The organism is Serinicoccus marinus DSM 15273 (assembly GCF_008386315.1).
GTDB classification, from domain to species: domain Bacteria; phylum Actinomycetota; class Actinomycetes; order Actinomycetales; family Dermatophilaceae; genus Ornithinicoccus; species Ornithinicoccus marinus.
The window spans coordinates 2,032,657-2,049,650 of record NZ_CP043808.1 but is presented as its reverse complement, the minus strand read 5'-3'; the positions used below and the strand labels follow the sequence as shown (position 1 = coordinate 2,049,650).

The window sequence follows — 16,994 nt, the reverse complement described above, 5'->3', positions numbered from 1 at the left end:
AGTGGAAGGTCGGAGCGGAGCCGTCTCCACCTCGCAGGTCGGGCACTCGCCGGTGCGGACCTGCGTCGGATGTCGGACCCGCTGCGAGCAGACCGTGCTGCTGCGGTTCGTCGCACGACAGGATGCCCCCGCACGATGGCGGGTGGTCCTGGACGTGCGGCGGCGGCTGCCGGGCCGAGGTGCATACGTGCACCCCGCCCCGGAGTGCGTGGAGTCGGCGATCACCCGTCGTGCTCTCCTCCGCGCCCTGCGCCTCCCGGCGTCGGGCGAGGTGGACCTGGGCGACGTCCGCCGGCACGCGCAGCAGCACGGCTGAGAGCACCACCCGGGCCACCTGGCCCGGGTGAGACCACCGGCGGGCCCGACGACAGGGCCTGTCATCGAGGACACCGGAAGCGGGTTTGACGCTGATGAGCACCCGATGAGTACTCAGCGATGAGCACCCACCAGCACTAGCTGCGACCTCCCCGAGCGGGTTCGGTCGTGGCGCCAACACCAAGGAGACACCACACCGTGCCAAAGCTCAGGGTTTATGAGCTCGCCAAAGAGCTCGGGGTCGAGAGCAAAGAGCTGCTCGCCCACCTGAAGGACCAGGGAGAGTTCGTGAGGTCGGCCTCGTCGACCATCGAACCGCCCGTCGTCCGCAAGATCCGGGAGAACCCGCCCGCCAACGCCGACCAGGCGCAGGGCGAGGCGACCAAGGCTCCCTCCACCACGACCCCGACGTCGTCGGGACCGAAGGCTCCCGGCCCCAAGCCGGGGCCGACGCCGACCCCCGGGCCCTCGCCCGCACCGGTTGCACCGGCGGCCGAGAAGACCGAGGCGCCCGCGCGCCCGGAGCGGACCGAGAAGCCCGCCCCGTCGCAGACCGCGCCCAGCGCGACCGAGGAGAAGGCCCCGGCGACGCCGTCTGCCCCGGAGCAGTCGCCCACCCCTCAGGCGCCGGCCGCCAAGGCGACGCCGAAGGCCCCGCGCCCCGGCGCCAAGCCGGGTCCGCGTCCGGGCAACAACCCCTACAGCTCCAACCAGGGCATGGGGCAGTCGCGCGACCGCCGCGGTGGTCAGGGCGGCCAGGGCGATCGCCCCGGTGGCGCCCCGCGTCCGGGCAACAACCCGTTCGCGACGAGCCAGGGTATGCCGCGACCGGGCGGAAGCCGCGGTGGCAGTGGTAGTGGCGGTGCGGAGCGTCCGGCCGCACGCCAGGGCACCGGCGCCGCCGGGCCTCGCCCCGGTGGCGCGCGCCCGAACCCCGGCATGATGCCCGAGCGCACGGCGGTACCGCGCCCCGGCGAGCGCCCCGCGCGGGGCGGCGGCCGCGGTCGACCCGGCGGTGGCCCCGGAGGCCCCGGTGGTGGTCCCGGAGGCTTCCGTGGCCCCGCAGGTGGTCGCGGTGGCGGCCCCCGCGGTCGCGGCGGCACGGCTGGCGCGTTCGGTCGTGGCGGTGGCAAGGTCCGTGGGCGCAAGTCGAAGCGGGCCAAGCGCGCCGAGTTCGAGGCGATGCAGGCGCCCGCCATCGGCGGCGTCAACGTCCCCCGTGGCAACGGCGCGACCATCACGGTGCGCCGTGGTGCCTCGCTGACCGACTTCGCGGACAAGATCAACGTCGACCCCGCGTCGCTGGTGACCGTGCTCTTCCACCTGGGAGAGATGGCGACCGCGACGCAGTCGCTCGACGAGGACACCTTCGGTGTGCTCGGTGCCGAGCTGGACTACACCATCCGCGTCGTCTCGCCGGAGGAGGAGGAGCGCGAGCTCTTCAGCTCCTTCAACATCGACCTGGAGGCCGAGGCCGACGCCGAGTCCGACGAGGACCTCGAGGCCCGCCCCCCGGTGGTCACCGTCATGGGTCACGTCGACCACGGGAAGACCCGGCTGCTGGACGCCATCCGGCAGGCCGACGTGGGTGCCGACGAGGCGGGTGGCATCACCCAGCACATCGGCGCCTACCAGGTCCACACCGAGCACGACGGACAGGAGCGTGCGATCACCTTCATCGACACCCCGGGTCACGAGGCGTTCACCGCCATGCGTGCCCGTGGCGCCAAGGTGACCGACATCGCGATCCTCGTGGTCGCGGCCGACGACGGCGTGATGCCGCAGACGATCGAGGCGCTCAACCACGCCCAGGCGGCGGACGTGCCGATCGTGGTCGCGGTCAACAAGATCGACGTCGACGGTGCGGACGCGGCCAAGGTGCGCGGTCAGCTGACCGAGTACAACCTCGTCGCCGAGGAGTACGGCGGTGAGACGATGTTCGTCGACGTCTCCGCCAAGAACCAGCTCAACATCGAGGAACTGCTCGATGCGGTGCTGCTGACGGCCGACGCGGCGCTCGACCTGCGGGCCAACCCGGACAAGGACGCGCGCGGTGTCGCCATCGAGGCGAACCTCGACAAGGGGCGCGGCGCGGTCGCGACGGTGCTGGTCCAGCAGGGCACGCTGCGGGTCGGCGACGCCATCGTCTCCGGCGGCAGCCACGGTCGCGTCCGGGCGATGCTCGACGAGCACGGCACCAACGTCGAGGAGGCCACTCCCTCGCGCCCGGTCCAGGTGCTCGGCATGGACACGGTGGCCCGGGCCGGCGACACCTTCGTCGTCGCTCCGGACGACCGCACGGCACGGCAGATCGCCGAGAAGCGCGAGGCCGCCGACCGGCAGGCCGCCCTGGCCAAGTCGCGCAAGCGGATCAGCCTGGAGGACCTCAACCAAGCCCTCGCGCAGGGCAAGGTCGAGACCCTCAACCTCATCCTCAAGGGCGACGTGTCCGGTTCGGTGGAGGCGCTGGAGGACGCGCTGCTGCAGATCGACGTCGGCGACGAGGTCGACCTGCGGATCATCGACCGCGGCGTCGGCGCGATCACGATGAACAACATCAACCTCGCCGTCGCCTCGGACGCGGTGATCCTCGGCTTCAACGTCCGCGCGGAGGGGCAGAACGCCGACTACGCGGACAAGGAGGGTGTTGAGATCCGCTACTACTCGGTGATCTACCAGGCCATCGAGGACATCGAGAACGCCCTCAAGGGCATGCTCAAGCCGGAGTACGAGGAGGTCGAGACGGGCACGGCGGAGGTCCGCGAGATCTTCCGCAGCTCGAAGTTCGGCAACGTCGCCGGCTGCCTGGTCAGGAGCGGCGAGATGCGACGCGGTGCGAAGGCCCGGATCACCCGGGACGGCGTCGTCATCACCGAGGGTCTGCAGATCGCCGGGCTGCGGCGGTTCAAGGACGACGTCACCGAGGTCCGCGAGGGCTTCGAGTGCGGCGTCAACCTGGGGTCGTTCAACGACCTCCAGGCCGACGACCTCATCACCACCTACGAGATGCGCGAGATCCCGCGCACCTGACCCGGCACGGACCGGATCCGGGTCGGCCCCTTCCTGCACCGGGAGGGGCCGACCCGCGCCCACGGTGCCTCCTCCTGCCCCTTCGTAGGATGGGCCGGGCACCGCAGCAGTCACCGACGTCGAGGAGGAGTCATGGCGGACCCGGCACGCGCCCGACGCATCGCCGAGCGCACCAAGCAGCTGGTCACCCAGGGCCTGTCACAGGTGGTCAAGGACGAGCGGGTCGGATTCATCACGATCACCGACGTCCGGGTGACCGGCGACCTGCAGCACGCCAGCGTGTTCTACACCGTGCTGGGGGACGACGCGGACCGGGAGACGGCCGCGGAGATCCTGCAGGACTACCGGGGCCGGCTGCGCTCGTTCGTGGGCAAGGGCCTCGGCATCCGGCTCACGCCGACCCTGGAGTTCATCCTCGACGCGCTGCCCGAGGACGCGCAGCACATGGACGACCTGCTGCGCCGGGTGGCCGAGCGCGACGCCGAGCTCGCGGCGGGCCGGGTGGCGACGGGGTATGCGGGCGAGGCCGATCCCTATCGCAAGCCGCGGACGGACGAGACCGACGAGCAGGTCGCCGACGCCGACCCGCTCCCGGACGGACTGCCCGACGACCAGGCATCGGGCGCGGACCGCTCTCGATGAGCGCCGCCGAGGCGCGGCTGCCCGGTCCCAGCGTGGGTGACGGTCTGCTCGTGGTCGACAAGCCGACCGGGTGGACGAGCCACGACGTGGTCGCCCGGGCGCGGCGGCTGTGCCGCACCCGCAGGGTCGGCCACGCCGGCACGCTGGACCCCATGGCGACCGGTGTGCTCGTGCTCGGCGTCGGGCGCGGCACCAAGCTGCTCACCTTCCTCGTCGGCCACGACAAGGCCTACGAGGCGACGATCAGGCTGGGGGAGAGCACCGTCACCGACGACGCCGAGGGGGAGGTCGTCCGTCGTGCCGACGTCTCCGGCGTCACCGATGACGACATCGACGCCGCCGTGGGCGGACTGACCGGTGAGCTCGAGCAGGTCCCGAGCGCCGTGAGCGCGATCAAGGTCGACGGGGTGCGGTCCTACGCGAGGGTGCGCTCCGGGCAGGACGTCGAGCTCACCGCACGGCCGGTGACGGTGAGCCGGTTCGAGGTGCTGGACAGGCACAGGTCGGGTCCGCACCTGGACCTGGACGTGCGGGTCGAGGTGTCCTCCGGCACCTACGTCCGGGCCCTCGCCCGCGACCTGGGTGCCGCGCTGGGCGTCGGCGGGCACCTCACCGCCCTGCGGCGGACGAGGGTCGGCGGCCTGGACCTGGACCGTGCCGTGACCCTGGAGTCGCTCGAGGCGGACGGCGCCGAGAGGCACCTGATCCCGCTCGCGGTGGCGGCCCGGAGCGCGCTGGCGGTGCGCGAGCTCGACGAGCCGGAGGCACGGGCCCTGGGCTACGGGCAGCGCGTGGCCTCCGCCCGCCCGGGACGCGAGGAGCCCGTGGCGGCCTTCGGCCCGGACGGCAGGCTCGTCGCCGTCCTGGACGAGCGGGCCGAGCAGGCCCGTGCCCACGTGGTCCTCGTCCCGGCCGGCGAGAGCTAGAGTGACGCCCGTGCATCGCTGGACCAGCCTGGAGGACGTGCCGGCCGAGCTCGGGCCGACCGTGGCCACGCTCGGCAACTTCGACGGTGTGCACCAGGGGCACCGGACCGTGCTGGAGACGGTGACCGGGATCGCGCGGGAGCGGGGACTCGCCTCGGTCGCCGTCACCTTCGACCCGCACCCGGTGGCGGTGCTCCACCCGGAGCGGGCACCCCAGGAGATCGCCGGTCTCGAGCACCGCCTCGACCTCCTGGAGGAGGCCGGGCTGGACGCCGTCGTCGTCATCGAGTTCACCAAGGAGTATGCCCGGCTCTCGCCGGAGGACTTCGTCGTCGAGACCTTCGTCGACGGGCTGCGCGCCGAGGTCGTCGTCGTCGGGCAGGACACCCGCTTCGGGCTGCACAACTCCGGCGACGTCGGCACCATGCGTGAGCTCGGGGAGGTGCACGGCTTCGACGTCGTGGTGCAGCACACCGCCGGCGCCCTGGACGGGGGCCTGCGCACCTGGTCCTCGACCGCCCTGCGCCAGGCGCTCGCCGACGGGGACCTCGCCACCGCCAACGCGATCCTCGATCGTCCGCACCGGGTGTCCGGCGAGGTCGTGCACGGCCACCACCGTGGCCGGGAGCTCGGCTACCCGACGGCCAACCTCGCCTTCGACTGCGTCGGCATGATCCCGGCGGACGGCGTCTACGCCGGCTGGCTGGAGCGTCCCGACCTCCCCGTCGGGCACCCCGACCGCCGGCTGCCCGCAGCCATCTCGGTCGGCACGAACCCCACCTTCGACGACGTCGAGCAGCGGACCGTCGAGGCCTACGTCCTCGACCGGGACGACCTCGACCTCTACGGCGAGGTCGTGCGGGTCGACTTCGTGCAGCGGCTGCGCGGCAACGTCCGGTTCGACTCGCTCGACGAGCTCATGGCACAGATGGCCGCCGACGTCGACCGCAGCCGCGACCTCCTGCAGCAGGACTAGCGCGGGGTGCGCGAGCGCTACCTGCGCACCGACTGGGCACCGGTCGTCGCGGCCCTCGGCCTCAGCCTCGTGGGTGCGCTGCTCGTGTGGTCGACGACGCATACCTGGGCCGGGTCGGCGCTGGCGGTCCGCCACCTTGTCAACACCGCGGTCGGCATCGTGCTGGCCCTCGTGCTGATCGGCACGGACGTGCGATGGCTGCGCGCCGCGGCGCCGTGGGTCTACCTCGCCGGGCTGGTCGGGCTCGCCACGGTCCTCACCCCTCTGGGCCAGACGGTCAACGGCTCCCGGTCCTGGCTCTTCCTCCCGGGAGGGTTCTCGCTGCAACCCGCGGAGCTCGCCAAGATCGGACTGGTGGTGGGGCTGGCCATGATCCTGGCGGAGGGTCGGGACCCCTATGCCCGGCCGGGGTGGCGCGAGGTGCTGCCCGCGTGGGTGCTCGCCGCGGTCCCGGTGGGCCTCATCATGCTGCAGCCGGACCTCGGCAGCGCCCTCGTCCTGGGCGTGCTCACGATCGGGATGGTCGCGACCTCCGGCGCCTCGTGGCGCTGGACCGCGACAGCCCTGGTCGGGACGGTGAGCGCCGTGGTGGCCGTGATCCGGGTGCCGCTGCTCGACCCCTACCAGGTGGACCGGCTGCTGGCGTTCCGGGACCCGGCGCTGGATCCCGGCGGCATCGGCTACCAGACCCGACAGGCGCGGCTGGCGATCGGGTCCGGCGGCTGGTCGGGCACCGGGCTGGGGGAGGGGCCTCAGACGCAGGGCGGGTTCATCCCGTTCCAGTACACCGACTTCATCTTCTCGGTGGCCGGGGAGGAGCTCGGTCTCCTCGGCGCGGGGGGCCTGATCCTGCTGCTCGGCTTCCTCGTGATGCGAGGACTGGTGGTGGCGCTGCGGTGCGAGGACCCGTTCGGCCGGCTCCTGGCGGTCGGGGTGGCGTCCTGGTTCGGCTTCCAGATCTTCCAGAACATCGGGATGAACCTCGGGCTCATGCCGGTGACGGGGCTGCCGCTGCCCTTCCTCTCCTACGGGGGGTCCTCGATGCTCGCCTGCTGGCTGGCCCTGGGGCTGCTCGCCTGCGCCAGCCGGCGCGAGCCGCGGACGGTCCCGTCTTGGCCGGTCCGATCGAACCTGCCAAGATGAGCACCCGCAGGACCCTTCGACCTCAGGAGTTGCCGTGGCCCGTCTCATCGATGAGCAGCCAGACCTGTCCGTGATCGAGAACCGCGCCCCGAGCGTGGGCCACCTCCTCCGTGAGCGGGTCGCGGCCACCCCGGCCGCCGACGCCTTCCTCTACCCCGAGGGCGAGAGCTGGACCGCCCTGACGTGGTCCCAGACCGGTGATCGCGCCTACGCGTTGGCGGCAGGGCTGATCGAGCTCGGTGTGCAGCCGGAGGAGCGCGTGGCGTTCGCCTGCTCGACGCGGATCGAGTGGGTCCTGGTCGACCTCGCAGTCATGTGCGCCGGCGCCGCCACCACGACGATCTACCCGTCCACGCTGTCCGACGACGTCGCCTTCATCGTCACCGACTCCGGCAGCCGGGTGGTGGTCGCCGAGGACCAGGAGCAGGTGGCCAAGGTGCTCGAGCACCGGGCCGAGCTCGGGGCCGTGCTCAAGATCGTCGTCATCGACGGCGAGGGGGACGGGGGCGACGTCATGACTCTCGCCGAGCTGGAGGAGCTCGGCCGGTCCCGGCTGGCGGCCGAGCCCGGTGTCGTGGACGAGCGGATCGACAGCCTCACCCCGGACCACCTGGCCACGATCATCTACACCTCGGGCACGACCGGTCGACCGAAGGGGGTGCGGCTGCCGCACTCCGCCTGGACCTACGAGGGCGCCAGCGTCGACGCGGTGCGCCTGCTCGGACCGGACGACCTGCAGTACCTCTGGCTGCCGCTGGCGCACGTCTTCGCCAAGTGCCTGCTGGTGCTGCCGCTGCAGATGGGCTTCCCCACGGCGGTGGACGGCCGGGTGGAGAAGATCGTCGAGAACCTCGGCGTCGTGCGACCGACCTTCATGGGCGCCGCGCCGCGCATCTTCGAGAAGGCCTACGGCCGGATCACCACGATGATGGCCGACGAGGGCGGGGTGAAGGAGAAGCTCTTCGACTGGGCCAGCGGCGTCGGCCGGGAGGTCGCCGAGATCCGGGCCGCCGGGGGGCAGCCCGGTGGTCTGCTCAAGGCCAAGCACGCCGTCGCGGACAAGCTGGTGCTCTCCAAGATCCGGGAGCGCTTCGGGGGCCGCATCCGCTTCTTCATCTCCGGGTCCGCCGCGCTGAACCACGACGTCGCGCACTGGTTCGACGCCATGGGCCTGCGGATCATCGAGGGCTACGGCCTGACCGAGTCCAGTGCCGCATCGATCGTCAACCGGCCCAAGGACGGCGTCAACAAGATCGGCAGCGTGGGGTGGCCGCTGCCCGGCACCGAGGTGCGCCTCGCCGACGACGGTGAGCTGCTGATGCGCGGCCCGGGCATCATGACCGGCTACCACCAGAACGACGACGCCACGTCCGAGGCGCTGCAGGACGGCTGGCTGGCCACCGGCGACATCGCCGAGATCGACGAGGACGGCTACGTCCGCATCACCGACCGCAAGAAGGACCTGTTCAAGACCTCCGGCGGCAAGTACGTCGCACCCTCGCGCATCGAGTCGCTCTTCAAGGGGGTCTGCCCCTACGCCAGCCAGCTCATCGTCGAGGGGGACGGGCGCAACTTCGTCTCGGCCCTCATCACCCTCGACCAGGACGCCATCACCGGCTGGGCGGCCAAGAACGGCATGGCCGGCGACTCGTACGCCCAGATCGTCACCTCGGACGCAGCACGGGAGATGGTGCAGGGGCACGTCGACCAGCTCAACGAGAAGCTGGCGCGGCACGAGCAGGTCAAGCAGTTCCACATCCTCGACCACGACCTGTCCATCGAGGAGGGCGACCTGACCCCCAGCATGAAGCTCAAGCGGCGGGCCGTGACGGCGAAGTACAAGGACGAGCTCAACCGGTTCTACACCGGCTGACGATCCCCACCCGCCGGGCAGGCCTCGGTGCGCCGGGCCGACGGGTCGCGGGAGCCGGAACCGCTCTCACACGCCGTGCATGGTGGCGACGAGGTCCCGGTAGCGGTCGCGGGCGTCCTGCCCTGCGGACGACGGACTTCCCTCCAGCCGCTCGGCGGTCCCGGCACGCCACGGTGGCAGGTCCCCGCCCCGCAGCGTCCAGGCGGCCTGGCGTGCGGCGCCGAGCGCGACGTACTCTCCCGGCTGGGGGATGACGACCGGGACGCCGAGGAGGTCGACCGCGATCTCGCGGACGGCGCGGGAGGCGACGGCGCCACCGATGAGGTGCACGCGGTCCACCGGGACCCCTTCGCGGCGCAACGAGTCGACGCCCGCGCCCACCCCGAGGAGCATGCCCTCCACCACCGCCCGGGCGACGTTCTCCGGGGTCATGTTGTCCCGCGTCATCCCGGACACCGTGCCGGTGGCGTCCGGCAGGTTGGGGGTGCGCTCACCGTCGAGGTAGGGGAGCAGCGTGAGCCCGCCGGCGCCGGGAGCGGCAGCCAGCGCGAGACGCTCCAGACCGGCCAGGTCGGTGCCGAGGACAGCTGCCCCGGCGCTCAGCACGCGGGCGGCGTTGAGGGTGCAGACGAGCGGGAGGAAGCGTCCCGTCGCGTCGGCGTAGCTCGCGACCTCGCCGGTGGCGTCCGAGGTCGGGGCGTCGTGCCGGGCGAAGGCGGTCCCGCTGGTCCCCAGGGACATCACCACGTCGCCACGCTCCAGGCCGAGACCCAGCGCGGCGGCGGCGTTGTCACCGGTACCGGGTCCGAGGAGCGCGCCGGTCCCGGTGGTGCCGGCCCGGTCGGCAGGTCCGAGCACCGTCGGCAGGGTCAGGTCCCGGCCGGTGGCCAGCCGTACCAGCTCGCGGTCGTAGTCACCGCTGGCCGCGCTGTAGTAGCCGGTCCCCGAGGCGTCACCCCGGTCGGTCGTCCAGCCGTCGACCTCGCCCCCCAGACGACGGGCGATCTGTCCGGTGAGCCAGTCGTGGGGCAGCACGCAGGTCGCGGCCCGGGACAGGTGCTCGGGCTCGTGCTCGGCCACCCACCGCAGCTTGCTCACGGTGATCGCGGCCAGCGGCACGACCCCGACACGCTGCGCCCACGCCGTGGCGCCGCCCAGCTGCGTGACCAGATCCGCCGCCGCCTGCGCCGAGCGCGTGTCGTTCCACAGCAGGGCCGGACGGATCACCTGGTCGCGCTCGTCGAGCAGCACCATGCCGTGCTGCTGGCCCCCGACCGCGATGGCCTCGACACCGTCGAGCAGGTCGTCGGCGGTCGCCTGCTCGAAGGCGGTCCACCAGCGCTCCGGGTCGACCTCGGTGCCGTTCGGGTGGGTGCCCCGTCCTTCCCGGACGATCTCGCCGGTGTCCGCGTCGCACACGACGACCTTGCAGGACTGGGTCGAGGTGTCGACCCCGGCGACCAGTGTGCCGTCAGCTCCAGTCATGACCTTCAAGCGTGGCGCGTGCCCCCACCTCGTGCAACTGCTCGAGGAAGTGGGTGTAGGCGGCGGTGAAGATCTCCTGCTCGCGCAGGTCGCCGAAGAAGGTCTCGTCCTCGAGGAAGGCCAGCGGCTCCTCCCGCTGTCGCGCGGCGGCCGCCATGACCCGGTCCTGGTGGCGGTCGACGACCTCGATGGGCTCGCCCTGCTCGTCCACGCCCTCGGCATACCGGGCCCAGGCAGCCACCACGAGGGCGGAGCGCTCGATCTGGCCGCCGTGCTCGAGGTTGTGCCGGATGACGGGGACGAGCCACTTGGGTATGCGGTCGCTGCTCTCGGCGCAGAGCCGGGCCAGCGTGTCGCGCACCTCGGGGTTGGCGAAGCGTTCGACGAGGGTCCGGCTGTAGTCCGCCAGGTCGACGTCCGGCACCTCGGGGAGGGTCGGGATCGCCTCCTTCTCCATGTAGCCGAGGAGGAAGTCGACGAAGAGCGGGTCCTGGGCCACCTCGTGCGCGTAGCGGTACCCGGCGAGGTAGCCCAGGTAGCCCAGGGCCTGGTGTCCGGCGTTGAGCAGCCGCAGCTTCATGAGCTCGTAGGGGACGACGTCGTCGACCACCTGGACGCCGACCTCCTCGACCGCGGGGCGACCGGCGGTGAAGTGGTCCTCGAGCACCCACTGGGTGAACGGTTCGCACACGACCGGCCAGGCGTCCTCCACGCCGAACCGGTCGGCGAGCGCGTCGATGTCCTCCTGGGTGGTCACCGGGGTGATCCGGTCCACCATGGAGTTGGGGAACTGCACGTGCTCCTCCATCCAGTCCGCGAGCGGGTCGGCACCCTCACGGTTCTCGTCCTGCATGCGGGCGAAGGACGTGAGCATCTGGCCGGCGACGTCGCCGTTGCCCGGCAGGTTGTCGCAGGACATCACCGTGAAGGGCTCGGTGCCCGCCTCGCGGCGACGGCGCAGCGCCTCGGTGATGAAGCCGAAGGCGCTGCGGGGCGCGTCCCCGGGACCGGCGGCGATGTCCTCCTGGAGCGACTCGTCGGCGGGGTCGAACTCTCCGGTGACCTGGTTGACGTGGTAGCCACCCTCGGTGATCGTGAGGCTGACGATGCGGACCTGGTCGTCGGTGAGCTGGGCCAGGACGGCCTCCGGGTCGTCCGGGGCGAAGAGGTAGGCCGACATCGCGCCGAGGACGCGTGGCTCGAGCCGGCCGTCCGGGTGCTTGACGACGAGGGTGTAGAGGCAGTCCTGCGCGGCCATGGCGTCGCGCATCCGGGCGTCCCCGGGCATCGTGCCGACCCCGACGATCGACCAGCCCAGGGAGTCGTCGGGCTGCTCGTCCATGAGGGTGTCGAGGTACATCGCCTGGTGCGCCCGGTGGAACCCGCCGACGCCGAAGTGGACGATCCCCGGGCGTAGCCTGGACCGGTCGTAGGTCGGGCGGGCTACCTCCTCCGGGAGCCCGGGCAGGGTGTCGTCGCCGAGGGTGATCCGTGCCGTGCTCACTTGACTGCTCCCATGGACAGACCCTGCACCAGTTTGTCCTGCGCCGCAAAGCCGGCCGCCAGCACGGGCAGCGAGACGACGAAGGAGGCGGCGCAGACCTTGGCCAGGAAGAGCCCCTGGCTGGTGACGAAGTGCACTCGAGCCTCCACATCTGGTGCTCATCAGAGCGCGTGGGTGCGCACATATGAGTATGCTCAGTGAATCCGCCGCCGGTCGGGTTGTCAAGGACATGGACGTCAGCGGCTCGAGCCGAGATAATGGCGTGGCTCACAGGCCGCGGACCGCGGCTGACTCAGGGAGGTTCGGGTGCCGGTGAAAGACGAGTACGACCTCGTCCTGGCCGTCGCGGTCGCCAGGCGGCACTACGAGCAGCACCAGGCCAAGACGGAGATCGCCGAGGCGCTCGGCATCAGCCGGTTCAAGGTCGCCCGCCTGCTCGACCTGGCCCACGAGGCGGGGGTCGTGCGAATCGAGATCGTCGAGCCCGTCGCCGACGGGGGCCTGGCGCGCGAGCTGGAGCGCGCCTTCGACCTGCGGTGCTGCAGCGTCGTCCCGATGCCCTCGTCCGCGCCCGAGGTGCGCGCCGAGGTGGGTCGGGCCGCCGCGCGGCTGCTCGGTCGGACGCTGCAGCCCGGCGACGTCCTCGGCCTGCCGTGGAGCCGGTCGGTCTACGACATGGTCGATGCGCTGGAGACGCTGCCGCAGGTGCCGATCGTGCAGCTCAGCGGCGCCCTGGCCGGTGTCCGGGAGGACTCCAGCGCCGTCGACCTGGTGCGTCGCGCGGGCCGGATCGCCGGCGGCGGACGACAGGTGTTCTTCGCTCCCCTCGTGATGCCGGACGACGCGGCGGCCCAGGCCGTGCGGCGTGACCCCGCGGTCCGGGACACCCTGTCGGCGGCCGACCGGGTGACGGTGGCGATGGTGGGCGTCGGTGCCTGGGAGCCCGGACGGTCGACGATCTTCGACGCCGTGGACGAGGAGTGCCGGGACCGGGTCCGCGAGGCCGGTGTCGTGGGCGAGTCCGTCGGTGCCTGCTTCGACGCCGGGGGCACCCTGGTGAGCACCTGCCTGACCGACCGGCTCATCGCCCTCTCCCCGGACCAGCTCCGGTCGATCGGCACGGTGATCGCGGTGGCGCACGGAGAGGGCAAGGTCGAGGCGCTGCGCGCCGCCATGACCGGGGACCTGGTCAACGGCCTGGTCACCACGCACGACACGGCGCAGGCCCTGCTGGAGCTGGCCTGAGGCTGACCGCTAGCACCCGTGGCCATCCTCCGGGCTGCCGGCCGGCATGCGCCAGGCCGCGACGGCGGCGGGCACGCTGAGCGCGATCGCGGTGCCGGCGACCACCGGGGTGAGCTCGAGGTGCAGCGTGAGCAGGCCGACCAGCGTCAGGGTCACCAGGAAACCCACCTCGCTGGCCACCCCCGCCACCGACGTCACCGTCGCGCGCACCTGGCTGTCCGCCCCGAGCGCGTGCTGCAGGCGGCTGTCACCGGCCAGGTAGAGGCTGCTCGCCGCGGCGTACCCCAGGCCCAGCGCCAGGGCCCCGGCCCACCCGGTGCCCCAGGCTCCCAGGCCCAGGAGCAGCCCGGCGAGGAGCACCAGGCCGGCGTGCCGCCAGCGGGTGAGCCCGGCGATCCGGTCGCTCATCGAGGTGCCGAGCGCCTCGAGCAGCACGACCCCAGCCATGGCGAGGGCCACCCGACCGACGGCCAGGCCGTCCTCGGCGAGGACGAGCGCAAAGTACTCGTCGACGCCGACGAGGGTCACGACCGCGGCATACCCGACGAGCACCCTGCGCACCGGCCCTGCCGCCCGGGCCTGGCCCAGGCCCTCCCGCAGGGTCGCCGCCCAACCGGCGCTCGCAGCACCGGCTGCCGGGTCGGGCACCGGGTCCACGGCGCGGGGCGACGTCGGGTGGGGGGACGTCAGCCGCTCCACACTCGCTGGTATGCCTGGGCGCGCCGGTCTGGGGAGGCGCAGGGTCACGCCGACGTGGACGAGCGCCGCAGCCAGGCTCGCCGCGCCGACCAGGGGATATCCCCCCAGGTGGTGCAGCGGCGCGGCGGCCGCGATCGCGCCGGCCATGACGAGCAGGGCGATGCTCTCCGAGCGCGCCTTGACGTGGGCATACTGGACGGCGTGCCCCTGTGCGGTCAGCTGGTCGAAGAGGTAGGCCTCCCACGTGCCCGAGTGCAGCGCGTCCGAGCACGACCAGAGGAGGAAGCCGAGCAGGAAACCCCAGAAGGTCGGCCAGACCATCCAGACGGCGAAGGCGCTGACATAGACGAGACCGGACGCGAGGAGCATCCGGCGGCGGTCCAGCAGGTCCGCCCACGCGCCGGAGGGGATCTCCAGCACGAAGGCGCTCACCGACCAGACCGCCAGCAGCACCGAGATCTGCGCCGTGCTCAGGCCGCTGTCGGCGAAGAGCAGGGCATAGATCCCGAAGAGCGGGATCGCCTCGTGCGTGGCGCGGTGGGCGACCGCGAGCGTCCGGATCCGGCCTCAACCCTCGCCGGAGGGGTAGCTGGCTCGACTCATACGAGCCACCCTAGACCTCCGGGCGAGGGTCGGAGCCGGTCTCAGTCGATCTTGCGTGCGCGGATGACGCCGTCGATCGCCAGGATCGACTCCTTGAGCTCGTCCTGCACCTCGCCCTCGACGTCGACGAGGGTGTAGGCGACCTCGCCCTTGGACTTGTTGGTGAACTCCGCCACGTTGAGGCCGGCGTCCGCCAGGGCCGCGGTGATCTGGCCGATCATGTTGGGCTTGTTGGCGTTGAAGATGCCCAGCCGCGTGGTGCCCGGGGTCCGGGCCATGACGACCTCCGGGAAGTTGACCGAGTTGCGGATGTTGCCGTGCAGCAGGTAGTCCGACAACTGGTCGGCCGCCATGACCGCGCAGTTGTCCTCGGCCTCACCGGTGGACGCGCCCAGGTGGGGGAGCGCGATGACCTTCGGGTGCACCGAGCCGGCCTCGGAGGGGAAGTCGTTGACGTAGGCGTGCAGGTGCCCCGCGTCGAGCGCGTCCAGCACCGCCTGCTCGTCCACGACGCCGCCGCGGGCGAAGTTGAGCACCACGCCGCCGGGCGCCATCGAGGCGATCCGGTCGGCGTCCACGAGGCCCTTGGTCGCCTCGACGAGCGGCACGTGCAGCGTGATCATGTTGCTCCGGGCGAAGAGCTCCTCGACGCTGGTCACCTGCTCCACGTTGGGGAGAGCTGCCAGGCACGCTCGACCGTGATGGCCGGGTCGTAGCCGAGGACCTTGAGCCCGAGCGACTGCGCCGCGTTGGCGACCAGCACGCCGATGGCGCCCAGGCCGATGACGCCGAGGGTCTTGCCCGGGAGCTCGTAGCCCGCGAACTGCTTCTTGCCGGCCTCGACCTGCTTGTCCAGCTCGGCCCCGGTCAGCTCCTGCTCGGCGACGAGGCCGCGGGTGTAGTCGGCCGCGTGGTAGAGGTTGCGGGCGGCCAGGAGCATGCCCGCGATGACGAGCTCCTTGACCGCGTTGGCGTTGGCCCCCGGCGTGTTGAAGACCGGTATGCCGCGGGACGCCATCTCCGAGACGGGGATGTTGTTGGTGCCCGCCCCGGCGCGGGCGACGGCGTACAGCGAGTCGGGGATCGGCGCTGAGTGGAGGTCGGCCGAGCGCAGCAGGATGCCGCGCGGCTCGGGGATGTCGGTGCCGAGGTCGAAGATGTCGCGGTCGAGCCGCTGCAGGCCGACGGGGGAGATCGCGTTGAGGGTCTGGATCGGGTAGGTCTGCGTCATGGGAGTGGTGTTCTCAGCCGTTCTGCTGCTCGAAGTCGGTCATGAAGTCGACGAGGGCCTGGACGCCCTCGATCGGCATGGCGTTGTAGATGCTGGCGCGCATGCCACCCACGCTGCGGTGGCCGGAGAGCCCGGAGAGCCCGGCCCCGGCGGCGGCCGCGACGAAGGGCTTCTCCAGCGCTGGGTCCGGCACGAGGAAGGGCACGTTCATCCACGACCGCGCCTGCGGCTGCACCGGGTTGGAGTAGAAGTCGGAGGCGTCGATCGCGCCGTAGAGCAGGTCGGCCTTGGCCTGGTTGCGGCGGCCCATCTCGGCCACGCCGCCCTGCTGCTCGACCCACTCCAGGACCAGACCGACGAGGTACCACGCCAGCGTGGGCGGGGTGTTGAGCATGGAGTCGGCGGCGGCCATGGCCTTCCAGTCCAGGGCGGCGGGCACCTCGGCGCGGGCCCGCTCCAGCAGGTCACGGCGCACGATGACGACGACGAGCCCGGCGGGCCCGAGGTTCTTCTGCGCCCCGGCGTAGATCACGCCGAAGCGGGACACATCGAGCGGGCGGGACAGGATCGTGGAGCTGGCATCGGTGACCAGCGGGACGTCGCCGGAGTCGGGCACGTAGGGGAACTCGACCCCGCCGATCGTCTCGTTCAGGGTGTAGTGCAGATAGGCCGCGTCGTCCGGGACGTCGAACGAGCTCTCGGCGGGGACGGTGGAGTAGTTCGACGCCTTCTCGTCCGCGAGGACCCGGACGTCGGCATACTTCTCGCCCTCGCTGATCGCCTTCGTCGACCACGACCCGGTGTTGAGGTAGGCCGCGGCCTGGCCGGACGCGGCCAGGTTGAGCGGCACGCCGGCGAACTGGCCGGTGGCTCCGCCCTGCAGGAAGAGGACGGCGTGGTCGTCCGGGACCGAGAGCAGGGCGCGCACCCGCTGCTCGGCCTCGGCGGCGATGGACACGAACTCGGGGCTGCGGTGGGACATCTCCATGACCGACATCCCCGAGCCGCGCCAGTCGGTGAGCTCGGACTGGGCACGCTCGAGCACCTCGAGCGGCATGGTGGCTGGACCGGCTGAGAAGTTGAAGACTCGCACGGGCACCTACCGTACCGTCAAGGAACGGCGCGCCCGGCCTCGGCCCGAGTGGCCGGGGAGGACCTCACCCGTGTGCGATACTGCTTAGCGGTCGAGCGCGGACCCACACCTGCGCGAGACCCGGTGCGAGTCCCTCGCGGTGCGGCCCGGAAGCAGGTCGGCACGCGGGACACGGTTGCTCGAGGTGAGCCCGGACCGGCCCGCACCGCACCGCTGGTCGGTGCCGCGC

The 16,994-nt window shown here is 72.0% G+C and carries 14 protein-coding genes and 1 pseudogene; 8 read left to right on the top strand and 7 right to left on the bottom strand.

Annotated features, from left to right (window positions below; all coding sequences use genetic code 11):
• Position 1: 1 nt before the first annotated feature.
• The 7 genes from FU792_RS09640 to FU792_RS09610 all read left to right on the top strand — a co-directional run bounded on the left by FU792_RS09640 (position 2) and on the right by FU792_RS09610 (position 8,905).
• Positions 2-316, top strand: coding sequence for a DUF448 domain-containing protein (locus tag FU792_RS09640; protein ID WP_022925673.1), 315 nt, complete (start codon positions 2-4; stop codon positions 314-316).
• A gap of 197 nt (positions 317-513) precedes the next feature.
• Complete coding sequence (infB, locus tag FU792_RS09635) at positions 514-3,345, top strand: translation initiation factor IF-2 (RefSeq protein ID WP_028131144.1); 2,832 nt, start codon at positions 514-516, stop codon at positions 3,343-3,345.
• A 132-nt stretch (positions 3,346-3,477) separates the two neighbouring features.
• Positions 3,478-3,987: a 30S ribosome-binding factor RbfA gene (gene rbfA, locus FU792_RS09630; protein ID WP_022925670.1), complete on the top strand. Its 510-nt coding sequence runs from the start codon at positions 3,478-3,480 to the stop codon at positions 3,985-3,987.
• A complete protein-coding gene (gene truB, locus FU792_RS09625; protein WP_022925669.1) occupies positions 3,984-4,913 on the top strand; it encodes a tRNA pseudouridine(55) synthase TruB in 930 nt (309 codons plus the stop codon). Before rbfA ends, truB begins: the two co-directional genes overlap by 4 nt.
• A 10-nt stretch (positions 4,914-4,923) precedes the next feature.
• Positions 4,924-5,889, top strand: coding sequence for a bifunctional riboflavin kinase/FAD synthetase (locus tag FU792_RS09620; protein WP_028131143.1), 966 nt, complete (start codon positions 4,924-4,926; stop codon positions 5,887-5,889).
• A gap of 6 nt (positions 5,890-5,895) precedes the next feature.
• Positions 5,896-7,032, top strand: coding sequence for a rod shape-determining protein RodA (gene rodA, locus FU792_RS09615; RefSeq protein ID WP_022925667.1), 1,137 nt, complete (start codon positions 5,896-5,898; stop codon positions 7,030-7,032).
• 34 nt (positions 7,033-7,066) lie between these two features.
• On the top strand, positions 7,067-8,905 hold the full coding sequence (locus FU792_RS09610; RefSeq protein WP_022925666.1) for an AMP-dependent synthetase/ligase: 1,839 nt from the start codon (positions 7,067-7,069) through the stop codon (positions 8,903-8,905).
• A gap of 66 nt (positions 8,906-8,971) precedes the next feature.
• On the opposite strand, the gene xylB is transcribed toward FU792_RS09610, so the two are convergent.
• From xylB to FU792_RS09595, 3 genes and pseudogenes are all read right to left on the bottom strand, one after another.
• Positions 8,972-10,390, bottom strand: a complete 1,419-nt coding sequence (gene xylB / locus FU792_RS09605) for a xylulokinase (protein WP_022925665.1) — start codon at positions 10,388-10,390, stop codon at positions 8,972-8,974.
• Positions 10,377-11,894, bottom strand: coding sequence for a mannitol dehydrogenase family protein (locus tag FU792_RS09600; RefSeq protein ID WP_022925664.1), 1,518 nt, complete (start codon positions 11,892-11,894; stop codon positions 10,377-10,379). Before FU792_RS09600 ends, xylB begins: the two co-directional genes overlap by 14 nt.
• Positions 11,891-12,025 (bottom strand): annotated as a pseudogene (locus FU792_RS09595) (carbohydrate ABC transporter permease); the annotation flags it as partial. The pseudogene FU792_RS09595 and the gene FU792_RS09600, both read right to left, overlap by 4 nt.
• A gap of 181 nt (positions 12,026-12,206) precedes the next feature.
• Between FU792_RS09595 and FU792_RS09590 the strand changes: the two are divergent.
• The gene (locus FU792_RS09590) at positions 12,207-13,139 is read left to right on the top strand and encodes a sugar-binding transcriptional regulator (protein WP_028131141.1); all 933 of its coding nucleotides are present in this window, start codon (positions 12,207-12,209) and stop codon (positions 13,137-13,139) included.
• A 9-nt stretch (positions 13,140-13,148) separates the two neighbouring features.
• Here the strand turns inward: FU792_RS09590 and FU792_RS09585 are convergent, their stop codons facing one another.
• The 4 genes from FU792_RS09585 to serC form a co-directional block, all read right to left on the bottom strand.
• Complete coding sequence (locus FU792_RS09585; protein WP_028131140.1) at positions 13,149-14,291, bottom strand: MFS transporter; 1,143 nt, start codon at positions 14,289-14,291, stop codon at positions 13,149-13,151.
• A gap of 191 nt (positions 14,292-14,482) precedes the next feature.
• The gene (locus FU792_RS18515) at positions 14,483-15,100 is read right to left on the bottom strand and encodes a phosphoglycerate dehydrogenase (RefSeq protein WP_202980374.1); all 618 of its coding nucleotides are present in this window, start codon (positions 15,098-15,100) and stop codon (positions 14,483-14,485) included.
• On the bottom strand, positions 15,097-15,672 hold the full coding sequence (locus FU792_RS18510; RefSeq protein ID WP_202980373.1) for an NAD(P)-dependent oxidoreductase: 576 nt from the start codon (positions 15,670-15,672) through the stop codon (positions 15,097-15,099). Before FU792_RS18510 ends, FU792_RS18515 begins: the two co-directional genes overlap by 4 nt.
• Before the next feature lie 13 nt (positions 15,673-15,685).
• On the bottom strand, positions 15,686-16,765 hold the full coding sequence (gene serC, locus FU792_RS09575; protein ID WP_022925661.1) for a 3-phosphoserine/phosphohydroxythreonine transaminase: 1,080 nt from the start codon (positions 16,763-16,765) through the stop codon (positions 15,686-15,688).
• Between the last annotated feature and the right edge of the window lie 229 nt (positions 16,766-16,994).

Excerpts from the sequence above, each read along its gene's own strand:
- rbfA (WP_022925670.1), top strand. The coding sequence starts at position 3,478 with ATGGCGGACCCGGCACGCGCCCGACGCATCGCCGAGCGCACCAAGCAG.
- truB (WP_022925669.1), top strand. The coding sequence starts at position 3,984 with ATGAGCGCCGCCGAGGCGCGGCTGCCCGGTCCCAGCGTGGGTGACGGT.
- xylB (WP_022925665.1), bottom strand. The coding sequence starts at position 10,390 with ATGACTGGAGCTGACGGCACACTGGTCGCCGGGGTCGACACCTCGACC.
- FU792_RS18510 (WP_202980373.1), bottom strand. The coding sequence starts at position 15,672 with ATGACGCAGACCTACCCGATCCAGACCCTCAACGCGATCTCCCCCGTC.